We start from the raw sequence: 13,480 nt of genomic DNA on the forward strand, positions 1-13,480 counted from the left end.
AAATCGCCGGAGGCGATATATACTGCGCGCCATTCTTCAAGGGAGAGCCGTGTGGCCATCGATATACACTGGATTCGCGACAACGATAGCCTCGGTCAGTTTTGCGCCGAGTGGCAGCAGCTGCCATTCGTCGCCCTCGACACCGAATTCATGCGGGTCGACACTTTCTATCCCATCGCCGCCCTGTTGCAGATCGGCGATGGGCAGCGCGCTTACCTGATTGATCCTTTGACCATCGACAACTGGAAGCCCCTGGCGGCCCTGCTGGAGAACCCGGCGGTGGTCAAGGTGGTGCATGCCTGCAGTGAGGACCTCGAAGTCCTGCTGCGCCTGACCGGCAGTCTGCCGGCGCCTTTGTTCGACACGCAACTGGCGGCTGCCTACCTGAACCTGGGCTTTTCCATGGGCTATTCGCGCCTGGTGCAGGAAGTCCTGGGCATCGAACTGCCCAAGGGCGAGACCCGCTCCGACTGGCTGCAGCGTCCACTCTCGGAAACCCAGGTCAGTTACGCCGCCGAAGATGCCGTGCATCTGGCCCAGGTGTTTACCGAGCTGCGGCCGAAGTTGTCCGAGGACAAGTACCGCTGGGTGCTGGAGGACGGCGCCGAGCTGGTGGCCAACCTGCGCCGCGAAGTGGACCCCAACGAAGTTTATCGCGAGGCCAAGCTGGCCTGGAAACTCTCCCGTGCCCAGTTGGCGGTGCTGCGTGAGCTCTGTGCCTGGCGCGAGCGTGAAGCCCGCGCCCGGGACTTGCCGCGCAACCGCATCGTGCGTGAACACGCCCTCTGGCCCCTGGCCAAGACCCAGCCCGATACGCTGGCGGCGCTGGCCAAGATCGAAGACATGCACCCGCGTACCGTGCGTCAGGATGGCGAGTTTCTCCTCGACCTGATCAAGCGCACCGCGGCCCTTGGCCCGGATCAATGGCCGCCGGCCGTACCCGAGCCGTTGCCGATCGAAGCCGCGGCCCTGCTCAAGCGCCTCAAGGCAGTGGGGCAGGCCGAGGCCGAGCGTCTGGGCATCGCCCCGGAAGTCATGCTGCGCAAGAAAACCCTGGAGAGCCTGCTCAAGAGCGGCTACCCCAACGGGCCTTACCAATTGCCTGATTCGCTGCGTGGCTGGCGCCGCGAATTGATGGGCCAGGCGCTGCTGGACAGCCTGGCCACCGCCGGAGAACAGCCTTGAAACGTATCTGCTCCATCTATAAAAGCCCGCGCAAGAACGAGATGTACCTCTACGTCCTGAAAAGCGAGGCCCTGGAACGCGTGCCGGAAAACCTGCTGCTGGCTTTCGGCAAGCCGCAACATGCCTTCGATCTGGTGCTGACCCCGGAGCGCAAGCTGTCCCGGGAGGACATCCACCAGGTGCTGGAGAACCTCGAAAAGCAGGGCTATCACTTGCAGATGCCGCCGGCGGAAGACGAGTACATCGAGCACTTGCCCGAAGAGTTGCTGCGCCGCAATGATCCGGTCTGACCTCTAGAGGCTCGGTTCCGAGCCGCTGTGAAATGCAATTGACTGACCTGGCCACCGCCTTGATCGATGGAGCAATGCTCCGTCGGCGGCGGCCTGCACCGTTTTTTAAGGTTTGAACCATGCGCGTTCTGATTGCCGAACACGATCACGCTGTTTATGCCCGCCTGTTGCGTCAGGCGGCTCCGGAGCTGGAAGTGCTGACCAGCGGCGATTCCGCCGAACTGTCGCGGCTGGCGGCCGATTGCCCGGTCTGGCTGGGCCAGCCGGACCTGCTGGCGACCCTGCTGCGTCAGGGCCATCAGCCCCAATGGCTGCAATCCACCTGGGCCGGTATCACCCCGTTGCTGGCCGACGGTCTGCCCCGGCATTACCGCCTGACCCGGGCGGTGGGCATCTTCGGCCAGGTAATGGCCGAGTACGTGCTTACCTACATCCTCGGCCATGAGCGCGAAGTGCTGGCGCGGCTGGTCAGCCAGGTGGAGCGCAAGTGGGACAACCGCATGGGCCAGAGCCTGGTGGGGCGCAAGGTGCTGATCGTCGGCACCGGCGACATCGGCCAGAGCGTGGCGCAATTTCTGCTGCCCTTTGGCGTGAAGCTGTACGGCATCGCCAGCCAGGCGCGGGAGCAGGCCCCCTTTATCGAAGTGGCCGGCCTGGAAGACCTGGGACGCTTGGTGGGGGAGGTGGATTATGTGGTCAATCTGCTGCCCAACACCCCAAGTACCCACGACCTGTATGACGCGGCGCTGTTCAAGCAATTCAAGTCCACGGGGCTGTTCATCAATGTGGGCCGGGGTGTTTCCGTGGTCGATGGCGACTTGGTGCAGGCCCTCAAGGATGGGCATCTGGCGGGGGCGGTGATCGATGTCTGCCGCCAGGAACCCTTGCCGCAACGGCACCCGTTCTGGACGGCCTGGGGCTTGCTGCTGACGGGCCACAGCTCGGCGCCGACCTCGCCGGAACTGATGGTGCAGTTGTTCGTCGACAACCTGCGGGCCTACCAGGCCAAGCAGGCCTTGCGCGGCGAAGTGGATTTCGCTCGCGGCTACTGAAACGTGCCTGATCGTAGGAGCGAGCTTGCTCGCGAAAGCCGCGCTTGCCAGGCACGCGCGGCGGCCTTCAGGGCTTCGCGAGCCAGCTCGCTCCTACAGAGGCAATCGCGGCTTTAGAGGCTGAAATCGCCTTCGGCCACGGTCTCGCTCAATGGACGGCGCGGGCTCGGTTCTTCCCGGGCCTGCAGGTAGTCGGCCAGGGTCGACTTGTCTCCCAGCTTGCCCACCGCTATCGCTGCGTGCAGTGCATAGCCTTCTGGAATCTTCAGCTCCTTGCGGGTCAGCTCCTGGTCGAAGCCGGCCATGCCGTGGGTGTGCCAGCCGCTGAGGCTGGCCTGCAGTGCCAGGTGGCCCCAGGCCGAGCCGGTGTCGAAGGTGTGCCACAGGGCCGGGCTTTCTTCCGTGGCGCCGGGGGCGGTGAAGGTGGTCTTGGAAATCACGATCACCAGGGCCGAGGCATGTTGCGCCCAGCCACGGTTGAATTCGTTGAGCAGGCCGAGGAAGCGCTCCCAGTTCGGCGTATCGCGTCGGGCATAGAGAAAGCGCCAGGGTTGCGAGTTGTAGGCCGAAGGCGCCCAGCGCGCGGCTTCAAAGAAGCTCAGCAGGGTTTCTTCAGGGATGGTTTCGCCGGTGAAGGCCCGTGGCGACCAGCGCTGAGTGAACTGCGGGTGGATGGCGTAATCGGCAACGCGAGGATTGGCGCTCATGGAAAAACTCCTGGCAGCGAGTGAGAAGGGTGGAATAAACCGGCAAGCGCAGATCAGCTGAGCGAAGGGGTATTCCTGACCCCGTGCGGTTTGCCGGGTGCAACGCGGTCGAGCGTTAATGGCACTCGGACGCGGGGTGGTCCGAGGCGCAAAGCTACTGTGCGGGCCTGCTGCTGACAAGCCCCGGCCTACCGACAGTCGTAAGCGCTTGGCCCGCCGGGCCTTCGGCACTAGACTGGCGGCCTTTTCACCCTCGGATACTGATGCTTGAGCCATGGCCGCCAAAGTCGAACCTTTCTGGATACGCAAAACCCTCGAACAGCTCGACCAGGACGAATGGGAGTCGCTGTGCGATGGCTGCGGTCTGTGCTGCCTGCAAAAGCTTGAGGACGAGGACGACAACAGCGTCTATTACACGCGCATCGCCTGCAAACTGCTGGACCTGAAAACCTGCCAGTGCAGCGACTACCCCAATCGCCGGGCGTCGGTGCCCGACTGCATCCAACTGACCCCGGGCAAGGCCGACGAATTCAAGTGGCTGCCACCCACCTGCGGCTACCGCCTGGTGAGCGAAGGCAAGGACCTGCCGCTCTGGCACCACCTGGTGTGCGGCGATCGCGATGCGGTGCACCACGAACGTATTTCCCAGTCCGGGCGCATGCTGGCCGAAGGCAGCGTGGCGGAAGAGGACTGGGAGGATCATCTGATTTTCCGCGCCGGCTGAGGATTCGCCGCGTTGGCTGCAGAACCAGGTTACCCAGGAAAGGAGTGTGTATGAGGGTGGGGGCGAAACTGGCGCTGGCCGCTGCAATGCTGGCATTGAGCGCATCGGCCTTTGCGGCGAAGAAAGTCGATCTGGATTATCACGTGCGTTTCCTGCCCCAGAGCGATCAGGCCGAGGTGCGCCTGACCCTGGCCGAGGGCTCGGCCTTGCGCAGCCTGGACTTCGACCTGGGGCGTGACGGCGACTACAGCGACTTCAAGGCCGACGGCCAATGGCAGGCCGGGGCGGCGGATGCCGGTGGCCAGCGCGGTGTCTGGCGTCCGGCCAGCGGCAAGGCCAGCCTCAGCTACAGGGTGCGCCTGAGTCACAGCATCAAGAAGGGCAGCTACGACAGCCGCAGCAGCGCCAACTGGGCGCTGTTGCGCGGTGAGACCCTGGTGCCCCCGGCCCGGCTCGATCAACAGGATGGTGTCGAGCTGGTGGCGCGTCTGGAGTTCGACTTGCCGGCCGGTTGGAAAAGCATCGAGACCGCCTGGCCGCGTATCGGCAAGAATCGCTTCCGCATCGACAATCCCTCGCGGCTGTTCGACCGTCCCGCCGGCTGGATGCTGGCCGGCAACCTGGGCAGCCGCCGCACGCGTCTGGGAGCAACCGAAGTCAGCGTGGTGTCGCCCCTGGGCCAGGGCATGCGGCGCATGGACGTGCTGACCCTGCTGACCTTTGTCTGGCCGCAAGTACAGGCGGTGTTCCCGCGTCAGCCCGGCAAGCTGTTGATCGTTGGCGCGGCCGATCCGATGTGGCGCGGTAGTCTGGCGGGGCGTGACTCGCTGTTCCTCCATAGCCGCCTGCCCCTGGTCAGCGAGAGCGGCAGCAGCCCGTTATTGCGGGAACTGGTGCAGTCACTGTCGCGGATCAACGACAGCCAGGGCAGCGACTGGATCAGCGAGGGGCTGGCGGAGTACTACGGCATCGAACTGTTGCGCCGGGCCGGTGGCATCAGTGACGAGCGCTATCAGGTGCTGCACAAGCGCCTGGTCCGGGACAGTCACAAGGTCGACAGCCTGCGGGGCGAGCAGGTGGACAGCGCCACCGTGGCCAAGGCCGTGCTGCTGTTGCAGGAGCTGGATCGGGAAATCCGCCTCAAGACCCGCAACAAGCGTTCCCTGGACGATGTGCTGCAAGCGGCGATGCGCCTGGAAAGCGTCAGCACCGCCGAGTTCATCCAGCTCAGTGAAAACGTGCTGGGCGAATCGTCCAAGGTCCTGGACACCAGCCTGCTGCACTGACCTCTGTCCGCGCAGGGGACCCGCAGGAACGCCTTCGCCTCAAGCCTTGGGCGTCTTCACTTCATCATTGCTGGCCGCCTTGGCATGGCGGCTGGCCGCTTCGGCATTGGCCTTCAGAGTGCGCAGTTCTTCCCCGGCGCGTTCGATCTTGCTGCGCACGTTGTGCATGTCCTGGCGGCTCTTCTCCAGCAGGCTTTTCGCCGAGCTATGGCCGGTAATCCCCCGGGCCAGGGCCACGCCACCGATGGCCACTTGAATCAGGCCGAACACGCCGCCGCGGCGCAGGCCCTTGCCCATCATCACCACGCCACCGGCCAGGGAGCCGATGCGCTCCCAGCCCTGGACGTTCTGGGTCGGTTGGCTCGGCAAGGGTGTGGCTTCGATCGTTTGCAGCTGTTTGCGCTCGCTCATGCTCTGTCTCCAAGGGAGGTATGGGATACAAAGCTGACTGCACCAGGGCGTCGCTGGTTCCCGGGGATTGATCGGCGGGGTTTCAGTACTTCGGACCGGAGCGGGTGTTGTTGCCCTTGGCCAGGCGATCGTAGAGCACCACGTTGACCGTCGCCGCCAGGTTCATGCAGCCGGTGGTGGGGATGTAGACCACGTCCTCGCACCAGTCGCGGATCTCCTTGTCGAGGGAGCCGTCTTCCGGACCGAAGATGTACAGCGCGCGGTCCGGGTGAGTGTATTCCGGCAGCGCACGGGCGCCTTCCACCAGTTCCACGGCCACCGGGATGCAGCCCAGGGGGAGGATTTTCTTCAGGTCGTCGATGCCGATCAGGGGAATGTCCTGGTGGACCTTCTTGGTGTCGGTGACGAAGTCGCGGGCACGTTCATAGCGCTTGCCGGTGTAGAACACCGAGGCGACGCCATAGCAGCCGGCGGCGCGCATCACCGAACCGACATTCTCCGGTGACTTGGGGTTATACAAACCGATGCAGCTGTACCTTTTGTTTGCCACGAGCGAGGAGCCTTGGGGGAAAAGAGCGCGATTATACGGGGATTGTGCGGGGTGTGGCGGGGTGCTCGGCGGTTCGCGGGCAAGCCGGGCGGCTGGCCCGCGAAAAGCTTACTCGTCGTCTTTCTTCATCAACCCGGCCAGGGCGGCAAACGGGTTGTGGGTCGCCTTGGCAATTTTCGGGGTGCTCAGGGAGCCTTCGCCGAAGTACTGCTGGTCGGTGTAGCGCGAGTGCTCGTTGTCATGGCAGTACAGGCACAAGAGTTCCCAGTTGGAACCGTCCTGGGGGTTGTTGTCGTGGTTGTGATCGCGGTGGTGCACGGTCAGCTCGCTCAGGCGCTTGCCGGAAAACTCCCGGGCGCAGCGGCCGCAGACGTGGGGGTACATCTTCAGCGCCTTGTCGCGGTAGCCCATTTCCCGGTCGCGCTGGGCGTCGGCAAGGATACGGTCCAGCTTGGCGGTGTTGGACGGGGGAGTGGACGAACTCATGGGTTCACCTTTGTAGAAGGACTAAAGACGGTAATGGACAAAGTTTAGCTCAGGCCTTGAGCTTCTCGGCAATCCAGATGGTATGCCGGGTGCCGCGATTGCCGTGAGCGTACACCTGCACTTCCTCGGCCTTGAAGCCGGCCTTGCGCAGGCGCTCGGAGAACTTCTGGTCGGCGCTGGCGGACCACACCGCAAGAATGCCCTTGGGCCGCAGAGCGCGGGCACAGGCGGCCAGGCCGGCGCTGGAGTAGAGCCAACTGTTGGCTTTCTGGGTCAGGCCTTCGGGGCCGTTGTCGACGTCGAGCATGATCGCGTCGAAGCCCTGGGGCTCGGCCTGCAGGACCTTGGCCACGTCTTCCAGGCGGATCACCGTGCGCGGGTCCAGCAGCGGCCGGCCGGACTTTTCCCCGAGCGGGCCGCGGTTCCACTCCACCACTCCGGGCACCAGTTCGGCGACCACCACCTCGGCGCTCTGGCCCAGGTGCTTGAGGGCCGCGGCCAGGGTGAAGCCCATGCCGAGGCCGCCGATCAGCACCCGCGAGTTCGGGCGCCCGGCGACCTTGCTGCAGGGAATCTGCGCCAGGGCGTCCTCGGAGCCGTGCATACGGGTGTTCATCAATTGGCCGCCGTCGCCGCCCTGGATCTTGATGACGAAATCCTCACCGTATTCGAACAGGCACAAGGCACCGCCGTTGTCGGGAATCGCAGTGGTGTCCAGCAGTACGAAACGTTTCATGGAGATCTCATTGAGGAAGGCAAAAGCTCCCGGTTGGGAGTAGCCTGACGCCAGACAATAGCAATGGAGCCATTGATGAAGCGCACTATTCTAACGGTGATTGCCCAAGCGGCGCTCGCCCTGACCGCCGCCCTGGCGCTGAGTGCTGGCCCGGCCCTGGCCGACGAGCCGCAAAGCGCCCCGGTGGTGACCCCGACGCCGACCCTAGGCACCCCGGGCACGGCCACCCCCACGCCTTATCCGCAAGTGACCCCACCCAGCACGCCGAAAACCGGCAGCAGTGGCAGTGCGCCCTTGCTGCCGCCCATCGACATGCCCAAGCCGCCCAAGGATCAGACCCTGCCGGGGCTGGAGCAGAATGACAACAAGGCCAAGGTGCAAGGAGCCTAGATCTGCTGTGCGAGCAACTGGCCGTCGGCCATGCGCAGGCGCTTGGACAGGGAAATAGCCAGGGCGCGGATGATCTTGGCGGCGATCTTCGGCGCATCGTTGAGCATCTTCTCCAGGGAGTCCTTGCCCAGGTTGAGCAACTGGCAATCACTGGCCGCCACGCAGGTGGCCGAGCGTCGCTCGCCATCGAGCACCGCCATTTCGCCAAAGGCCCGGCCGCTGCGCAGGGTGGCGATGGTCAGCGGCTGGCCGTCCAGGGTGCTCTTTTGCACGGCCACCTGGCCGCTGTGGATGATGCACATGAAACTGCCGGCATCGCCTTCACGAAAGATCGCTTCGCCTTCGGCGATGCTGCTGATGCTGAAATAGCCGGCCGCCGCGTTGAAGTCGGCGGGCTGCAGTTGGTCGAACAGGCCGCAGTCCATCAGCCAGTCGCGGATTTCGTTGTTCAGTAAGGTGGGTTCAGACATGGGATCAGGGTCTTTTTCTTGTGTCTGTTGCACGGGCGCAGGCCCGGTCCGGCGGTTGCCGGCGGCGGTCCAGGGTTAAGACAGGAGCGCCGCAGGTAGTTCCTCAGTCCAGGCCCAGAATGTTCAGGATAAAGGCATATTCGAGGGCTACGTCACGTAATCCCTGGTAACGGCCGCTCATGCCGCCATGGCCGGCACCCAGTTCGGTCTTGAGCAGCAGCAGGTTTTCGTCGGTCTTGGTGGCGCGCAGTTTGGCCACCCATTTGGCGGCTTCCCAGTACTGCACGCGACTGTCGTTGTAGCCGGCGATCACCAGGGTCGCCGGGTAGGCCTGGGCCCGGACGTTCTCGTAGGGGGCGTAGGCCTTGATCCGTTCATAGACCTCAGGCTCCTCGGGATTGCCCCATTCGTCGTACTCGGTGACGGTCAGTGGCAGGTCCGGGTCGAGCATGGTGTTGAGCACGTCGACGAAGGGCACTTCGGCGATGGCCGCCCGGAACAGTTCGGGACGCTGGTTGAGCACGGCGCCGATCAACAGGCCGCCGGCACTGCCACCGCTGATGGCCAGTTGCTGGGCGCTGGTCAGGCCCTGGGCGATCAGGTGCTCGGCGCAGGCGATGAAGTCGCTGAAGGTGTTCTGTTTGTGTTCCTGCTTGCCGGCGCGATACCAGGCTTCACCCAGTTCGCCACCGCCGCGCACATGGGCGATGGCAAAGGCCACGCCGCGATCCAGCAGGCTCAGGCGGGCATGGGAGAACCAGGGATCGAGGCTCTCGCCATAGGCGCCGTAGCCATACAGGTACAGCGGTGTCGGTTGGCCCAGGCACTCGCGCTTGACCACCAGGCTGATGGGCACCTGGGTACCGTCGGCCGCGGTGGCCCAGAGGCGCTGGCTGACGTAGGCATCGGCGTCGAAGGGGCCCAGCACCGGGGTTTCCTTGAGCACCTGCTGTTGACCGTCGGCCAGTTGCAGCTGGCGTACCTGGGCCGGGCGATTCAGCGCCTCGTAGCGCAGGCGGATGCGATCGCTGGAAAACTCCAGGCTGTTCTGCACGTGCAGGCTGTAGGCCGCATCCGGCAGTTGTACGCGATACACGGGCAGGTCCTGGGGATGCACTTCGATGATCGGCAGCCCGCCTTCGCGCAGGCTCAGGGTCATGGCGCCGGCATTGAGGGTCACGCCATCGAGCATCACCTCGGGGTTGTGCGGGACCAGCAGTTGCCAGTCGCTTTCCTCGGGGATAACGCCTTCGTCCGCAGCCTGGTAGAGGGCGAAGTTGATGCCCTCGCGGTTACTGCGGATGAACCAGGTCCACTGGCCGTCGAGTTGACCGTGATCGACGTCGTATTCATGGCCTTCGACCCGTGGCGCCAGGCAGGTGAACGGCAACTGCGGCTGTGCGGCATCCAGGGCCCAGGTTTCGCCGGTGGTCTTGCTGCCCAGGGACAGCAGCAATTGGCGCTCGGAGCTTGAGCGGTAGCAGTGCAGGAAGAAGCGTCCGTCCGGCTCGTGGAACACTTCCTCGGCGGCGGTGCCGTCCAGACGGTAGCGGAACAGTTTGTGTGGGCGGTGGGTGTCGTCCAGTTCGCCGAAGAACAGGGTCAGGCTGTCGTTGGCCCAGGTCATGCTGCCGTCGCAGTTGTCGAAGGACAGCTCGCTGACCTTGCCGTTGGACAGCTCCTTGATGAACAGGGTGTAGATTTCCTCGCCGGTGGTGTCGAGGCTGTAGGCCAGGCGCTGGTGGTCGGGGCTGATGCTGAAGGCGCCGAGGGAGAAGAAGCCACCGTTGGCCAGGGCGTTGGGGTCCAGCAGCAGCTGTTCGCGGCTTTCGTCCACCGTCAGGCTGTCGTCCGCCGGGCGCGGGCAGCGGTAGTGCCGGGCGTATTCGTCACCGGCGGTGGTGCGGGTGTAATACAGGTACGGGCCCCAGGGGGAGGGCAGGGACAGGTCGGTCTCGAGGATTCGCCCCTTGATCTCCTGGAACAGTGTCTCGCGCAGCGGCGCCTGATGGGCCAGCCGGGCTTCCTGGTAGCTGTTTTCAGCGTTCAGGTAGTCGAGCACCGCGTCGGTGTCGCGTTCCTGCAGCCAGGCATACGGGTCAGCGCCTTCGGCCTTGTGGGCAATCGGGGCGCTGCTGTCGTTGGCGGGTAGGGGCATGGGTGGCTCTCGAACGAAGACAAATGAGGGCTTGGCAGACGGCGGTGCAGCCTGACACGGGAAAAGTCGTTATCATAAGCGCCTCTTTGCCTGCCTTGCCATGGACACCATGACCGAGAACGACTATCTGATCGCCTGGGGCCTTTACGCCTTTGCCGCCTTGGGCTGCCTGCTGGTGTGGATGCGCCTGACCCGCTGGATGTGGCGCTGGCTGCGCGAGCCGCTGCGTGTACTGGTGGCGGTGCTGCTGTTCAGTCCCACCATCATCGACCCGGTCAAGGAAAAATTTGCCCCGGCGGTGGCCATCACTGCCCTGGATATGGCCTTCAAGGTCGGCAACAACGCCTGGCGTGCGGTGTCCGATCTGTTCATGTACGGCATGATCGCCTTTGGCGTGTACCTGCTGTTTGTGCTGATCCGCTGGCCTATCGAGCGTGCCGCCAATGAACGCCGCCAGCGCAACGAAGCGGCGCAAGCCGCGGCCAAGGCTGCCGAAGTCGAGGATGACCAGCCCTTTGGCGGTGCCGGCAATGACCGTTATGGTCGTCCGCCAGCTGCGGGCGCCCCCCTGAACACGCGGGTCGAGCCGCGTCTGTAACCTGGCCCCGGCATTGCAGCGAGAGTCCGAGCATGTGTGAGTTATTGGGCATGAGCGCCAATGTACCGACCGATATCGTCTTCAGCTTTACCGGGCTGATGCAGCGCGGCGGCCGTACCGGCCCCCATCGCGACGGTTGGGGCATCGCCTTCTACGAAGGCCGCGGCCTGCGGCTGTTCCAGGACCCGGCGGCCAGCAGCGAGTCGGAAGTGGCCAACCTGGTGCAGCGCTACCCGATCAAGAGCGAAGTGGTCATCGGCCACATCCGCCAGGCCAACGTCGGCAAGGTCTGCCTGGCCAACACCCATCCCTTTGTCCGTGAACTCTGGGGCCGCAACTGGTGCTTCGCCCATAACGGCCAGTTGGCGGACTTCCAGCCCCAGACCAGCTTCTATCGTCCGGTGGGCGATACTGACAGCGAGGCGGCCTTCTGTGACTTGCTCAACCGGGTTCGCGAAGCCTTTCCCGAACCGGTGGAGGTCGAGGAACTGCTGCCAACCCTGATCCAGGCCTGTAGCGAATACCGCAGCAAGGGTGTGTTCAACGGCTTGCTCAGCGACGGCGACTGGCTGTTCTGCTTCTGCTCCACCAAGCTGGCGCAGATCACCCGGCGCGCGCCGTTCGGCCCGGCCCGGCTCAAGGATGTCGATGTGATTGTCGACTTCCAGGCGGAAACCACCCCCAACGACGTCGTGACGGTGATCGCCACCGAACCTCTGACCGAAAACGAAACCTGGACCCGCTATCAGCCGGGCCAATGGAGCCTGTGGCGGCGCGGTGAATGCGTCAGCCACGGCCAGACCGAATAAGGACATCTCTATGTTGCTCAGTTATCTGCGGCTGGTGTTGTTCGCCGCCGGCCTGTTGATCGGTGTGCAAGTGCCGGGTTTCATCAGCGACTACGCCAAGCGCGTGGAAGCCCACTTGATTGAGTCGCAGAACAGCCTGCGGGGCTTCCAGGGCACCGCGCAGCAATTCTTCAAGGGCGATCTGAATGCGCTGGTGGCCCATTACCGGGCCAGCGAAGACCCGGTGTTTCGCAGCGATGCCGAAAGCTTGAGCGGTTTGCTCCATCGTCAGTTGGCCCTGGACAAGCAATACCAGGCGATGCAGGGCCCGTGGTACATCCGCCTGCTGCAAGTGGCCCTGGCAGCCGACCCGGATATCCGCAAGGAAACCTGGGACGGCTACAGCTACCAGATCCTGCTGACCCCGGAAGCGATGATCTGGGGCATGAGCGGCGCCATGCTGCTGTCCTTTGGACTGGAGTGCCTGTATCGCCTGATCGACTGGGTGGTGCTGGGAGGCCGGCGTCTGCGCCAGAGCCGTCCGATCGAAGAGCGCGACCTAAAGGGCCTCTGACCTCTGTAGGAGCCGGCTTGCCGGCGAAAGGGCCGCGTGGCTTGCGCCTGGCTGTAGATCGCCTTCGCTGGCAAGCCAGCTCCTACGAGGGGGGGATGGCGATGTTTACTGGGGGGCGATCAGTACCAGCTGATCCTCGCCGACCTTCTGCCCATAGCGCTGCACCACGCGCTGGCACAGCTCCACGATATCCTCCACCAGATCCACGCCCACGCGCCACGACACCACCACCTGCAGGTTGGGCGGACGCTGCTCGATGGCCAGCAAGGTCAGTTCGCCACGGGCCAGTTCTTCACGGACCAGCACCGGGGGCAGGGCGCCAATCCCGAAGCCATCTCTGAGCAGGCGGGTGATGGCCGACACCGAGTTGACGCAATTGAGCCGTGGCGCCAGCACCCCGTTGGCCTGCATCAGGCTCAGTACCTGCTGGTGGGGCAGGGAGTTCTTCGAATAGGTGATGATCCGCTCCCGGGCCAGCTCGGCGAGATTGGCGTAGTCGCGGTTGTAGATCGAGTTGCTGGCGGCAATCCAGCCCACCGGGTGGCTGGCCAGCTCCCGGCTGCGGATACTTTCCTGGCGCAGCAAGTCGGTCTGCAGCACCAGGTCGAGAAAGCCTTTTTGCAGCTGGTCGCAGAGATTCAGCGAGGTGTCGGCCACCAGTTCGATTTCCACTTGCGGGTAGTGATCCATCATTTCCGCCACCAGGGGGCTGAGCCAGGTGTGGATCACCGTATCCATGACCCCGATGCGAACCCGCCCGACCTTGCTCGACGGCGCCTCGATGGACTGTTTCAGCACCTGCAGGGTGTCGAGCATCTGCTCGGCGTGCTCCAGCACCTTGAGCCCTTGCGGGGTCAGGCTGACGCCCCGCGAGTCCCGCAGGAACAGCTTCACCCCCAGTTCGCCTTCCAGTACCGCGATACGGCTGGAGATTGCCGCCTGGGTGGTGAAGAGTTTTTCCGCGGTCAGGCTGAAGCTTTTGAGCCGCGCCACCCAGACGAAGGTTTCGAGAAACTTGAGATTCATGGGATCAACTTTTCTTATGCCTTAGGGCGGTTTTTATTAGTTGGACGCA

Annotated in this window: 17 protein-coding genes; 9 read left to right on the forward strand and 8 right to left on the reverse strand. The window is 64.1% G+C overall.

The window, feature by feature from the left end; translation table 11 throughout:
* The first annotated feature begins 51 nt into the window (after window positions 1–51).
* The 3 genes from rnd to LOY69_RS07460 all read left to right on the forward strand — a co-directional run bounded on the left by rnd (window position 52) and on the right by LOY69_RS07460 (window position 2,527).
* Window positions 52–1,185 carry a ribonuclease D gene (gene rnd / locus LOY69_RS07450; RefSeq protein WP_102861632.1) on the forward strand — a complete coding sequence of 378 codons (1,134 nt, stop codon included), beginning with the start codon at window positions 52–54 and terminating at the stop codon, window positions 1,183–1,185.
* On the forward strand, window positions 1,182–1,475 hold the full coding sequence (locus tag LOY69_RS07455; RefSeq protein ID WP_016964446.1) for a YcgL domain-containing protein: 294 nt from the start codon (window positions 1,182–1,184) through the stop codon (window positions 1,473–1,475). Before rnd ends, LOY69_RS07455 begins: the two co-directional genes overlap by 4 nt.
* A 119-nt stretch (window positions 1,476–1,594) precedes the next feature.
* Window positions 1,595–2,527, forward strand: a complete 933-nt coding sequence (locus tag LOY69_RS07460) for a D-2-hydroxyacid dehydrogenase (RefSeq protein WP_102878746.1) — start codon at window positions 1,595–1,597, stop codon at window positions 2,525–2,527.
* Window positions 2,528–2,640: 113 nt separating this feature from the next.
* Here LOY69_RS07460 and LOY69_RS07465 read toward each other — a convergent pair whose 3' ends face one another.
* Entirely contained in the window at window positions 2,641–3,234 is a 594-nt protein-coding gene (locus LOY69_RS07465; protein WP_102861634.1) for a nitroreductase family protein, read from the reverse strand.
* Window positions 3,235–3,508: 274 nt separating this feature from the next.
* Between LOY69_RS07465 and LOY69_RS07470 the strand changes: the two genes are divergently transcribed.
* Window positions 3,509–3,958 (forward strand): YcgN family cysteine cluster protein, encoded by a 450-nt coding sequence (locus LOY69_RS07470; RefSeq protein ID WP_102861635.1) that lies wholly within the window; start codon window positions 3,509–3,511, stop codon window positions 3,956–3,958.
* Between the two features lie 50 nt (window positions 3,959–4,008).
* Window positions 4,009–5,244, forward strand: coding sequence for a hypothetical protein (locus LOY69_RS07475; RefSeq protein WP_265074330.1), 1,236 nt, complete (start codon window positions 4,009–4,011; stop codon window positions 5,242–5,244).
* A gap of 39 nt (window positions 5,245–5,283) precedes the next feature.
* Here the strand turns inward: LOY69_RS07475 and LOY69_RS07480 are convergent, their stop codons facing one another.
* The 4 genes from LOY69_RS07480 to LOY69_RS07495 all read right to left on the reverse strand — a co-directional run bounded on the left by LOY69_RS07480 (window position 5,284) and on the right by LOY69_RS07495 (window position 7,427).
* Window positions 5,284–5,655 carry a DUF2892 domain-containing protein gene (locus LOY69_RS07480; protein WP_102878748.1) on the reverse strand — a complete coding sequence of 124 codons (372 nt, stop codon included), beginning with the start codon at window positions 5,653–5,655 and terminating at the stop codon, window positions 5,284–5,286.
* Between the two features lie 82 nt (window positions 5,656–5,737).
* Entirely contained in the window at window positions 5,738–6,205 is a 468-nt protein-coding gene (locus LOY69_RS07485) for an RNA methyltransferase (protein WP_102861638.1), read from the reverse strand.
* A 108-nt stretch (window positions 6,206–6,313) separates the two neighbouring features.
* On the reverse strand, window positions 6,314–6,691 hold the full coding sequence (locus tag LOY69_RS07490; RefSeq protein ID WP_102861639.1) for a YajD family HNH nuclease: 378 nt from the start codon (window positions 6,689–6,691) through the stop codon (window positions 6,314–6,316).
* A 49-nt stretch (window positions 6,692–6,740) separates the two neighbouring features.
* The gene (locus tag LOY69_RS07495; RefSeq protein ID WP_102878749.1) at window positions 6,741–7,427 is read right to left on the reverse strand and encodes a spermidine synthase; all 687 of its coding nucleotides are present in this window, start codon (window positions 7,425–7,427) and stop codon (window positions 6,741–6,743) included.
* Window positions 7,428–7,502: 75 nt separating this feature from the next.
* Between LOY69_RS07495 and LOY69_RS07500 the strand changes: the two genes are divergently transcribed.
* Window positions 7,503–7,817, forward strand: a complete 315-nt coding sequence (locus LOY69_RS07500; protein WP_102861641.1) for a hypothetical protein — start codon at window positions 7,503–7,505, stop codon at window positions 7,815–7,817.
* On the opposite strand, the gene LOY69_RS07505 is transcribed toward LOY69_RS07500, so the two are convergent.
* A complete protein-coding gene (locus LOY69_RS07505) occupies window positions 7,814–8,287 on the reverse strand; it encodes a cyclic nucleotide-binding domain-containing protein (RefSeq protein ID WP_102861642.1) in 474 nt (157 codons plus the stop codon). The two genes, LOY69_RS07500 and LOY69_RS07505, sit on opposite strands and share 4 nt — an antisense overlap.
* Window positions 8,288–8,390: 103 nt before the next feature.
* The gene (locus LOY69_RS07510; RefSeq protein ID WP_265074331.1) at window positions 8,391–10,445 is read right to left on the reverse strand and encodes a S9 family peptidase; all 2,055 of its coding nucleotides are present in this window, start codon (window positions 10,443–10,445) and stop codon (window positions 8,391–8,393) included.
* 100 nt (window positions 10,446–10,545) lie between these two features.
* On the opposite strand from LOY69_RS07510, the gene LOY69_RS07515 reads away from it, so the two are divergent.
* From LOY69_RS07515 to LOY69_RS07525, 3 genes are read left to right on the forward strand one after another with little or no spacing between them, the layout of a single operon-like run.
* Window positions 10,546–11,043 carry an MFS transporter gene (locus tag LOY69_RS07515; RefSeq protein ID WP_265074332.1) on the forward strand — a complete coding sequence of 166 codons (498 nt, stop codon included), beginning with the start codon at window positions 10,546–10,548 and terminating at the stop codon, window positions 11,041–11,043.
* Between the two features lie 32 nt (window positions 11,044–11,075).
* Window positions 11,076–11,852, forward strand: coding sequence for a class II glutamine amidotransferase (locus LOY69_RS07520; protein WP_102878751.1), 777 nt, complete (start codon window positions 11,076–11,078; stop codon window positions 11,850–11,852).
* A gap of 10 nt (window positions 11,853–11,862) precedes the next feature.
* Complete coding sequence (locus tag LOY69_RS07525; RefSeq protein WP_102861646.1) at window positions 11,863–12,405, forward strand: DUF2937 family protein; 543 nt, start codon at window positions 11,863–11,865, stop codon at window positions 12,403–12,405.
* Window positions 12,406–12,510: 105 nt separating this feature from the next.
* Here LOY69_RS07525 and LOY69_RS07530 read toward each other — a convergent pair whose 3' ends face one another.
* Window positions 12,511–13,431 carry a LysR family transcriptional regulator gene (locus LOY69_RS07530; RefSeq protein WP_265074333.1) on the reverse strand — a complete coding sequence of 307 codons (921 nt, stop codon included), beginning with the start codon at window positions 13,429–13,431 and terminating at the stop codon, window positions 12,511–12,513.
* Window positions 13,432–13,480 lie beyond the last annotated feature (49 nt).

The sequence above is a fragment of the Pseudomonas sp. B21-059 genome (genome assembly GCF_026016285.1).
Taxonomy (GTDB): Bacteria; Pseudomonadota; Gammaproteobacteria; order Pseudomonadales; family Pseudomonadaceae; genus Aquipseudomonas; species Aquipseudomonas danubii.

Bases quoted from the DNA above. Each gene is read 5' to 3' on its own strand.
- LOY69_RS07465 (WP_102861634.1), bottom strand. From the start codon at position 3,234: ATGAGCGCCAATCCTCGCGTTGCCGATTACGCCATCCACCCGCAGTTC.
- LOY69_RS07500 (WP_102861641.1), top strand. From the start codon at position 7,503: ATGAAGCGCACTATTCTAACGGTGATTGCCCAAGCGGCGCTCGCCCTG.
- LOY69_RS07530 (WP_265074333.1), bottom strand. From the start codon at position 13,431: ATGAATCTCAAGTTTCTCGAAACCTTCGTCTGGGTGGCGCGGCTCAAA.
- LOY69_RS07460 (WP_102878746.1), top strand. From the start codon at position 1,595: ATGCGCGTTCTGATTGCCGAACACGATCACGCTGTTTATGCCCGCCTG.
- LOY69_RS07525 (WP_102861646.1), top strand. From the start codon at position 11,863: ATGTTGCTCAGTTATCTGCGGCTGGTGTTGTTCGCCGCCGGCCTGTTG.
- LOY69_RS07475 (WP_265074330.1), top strand. From the start codon at position 4,009: ATGAGGGTGGGGGCGAAACTGGCGCTGGCCGCTGCAATGCTGGCATTG.
- LOY69_RS07515 (WP_265074332.1), top strand. From the start codon at position 10,546: ATGGACACCATGACCGAGAACGACTATCTGATCGCCTGGGGCCTTTAC.
- LOY69_RS07510 (WP_265074331.1), bottom strand. From the start codon at position 10,445: ATGCCCCTACCCGCCAACGACAGCAGCGCCCCGATTGCCCACAAGGCC.
- LOY69_RS07505 (WP_102861642.1), bottom strand. From the start codon at position 8,287: ATGTCTGAACCCACCTTACTGAACAACGAAATCCGCGACTGGCTGATG.
- LOY69_RS07470 (WP_102861635.1), top strand. From the start codon at position 3,509: ATGGCCGCCAAAGTCGAACCTTTCTGGATACGCAAAACCCTCGAACAG.
- LOY69_RS07480 (WP_102878748.1), bottom strand. From the start codon at position 5,655: ATGAGCGAGCGCAAACAGCTGCAAACGATCGAAGCCACACCCTTGCCG.
- LOY69_RS07495 (WP_102878749.1), bottom strand. From the start codon at position 7,427: ATGAAACGTTTCGTACTGCTGGACACCACTGCGATTCCCGACAACGGC.
- LOY69_RS07490 (WP_102861639.1), bottom strand. From the start codon at position 6,691: ATGAGTTCGTCCACTCCCCCGTCCAACACCGCCAAGCTGGACCGTATC.
- LOY69_RS07520 (WP_102878751.1), top strand. From the start codon at position 11,076: ATGTGTGAGTTATTGGGCATGAGCGCCAATGTACCGACCGATATCGTC.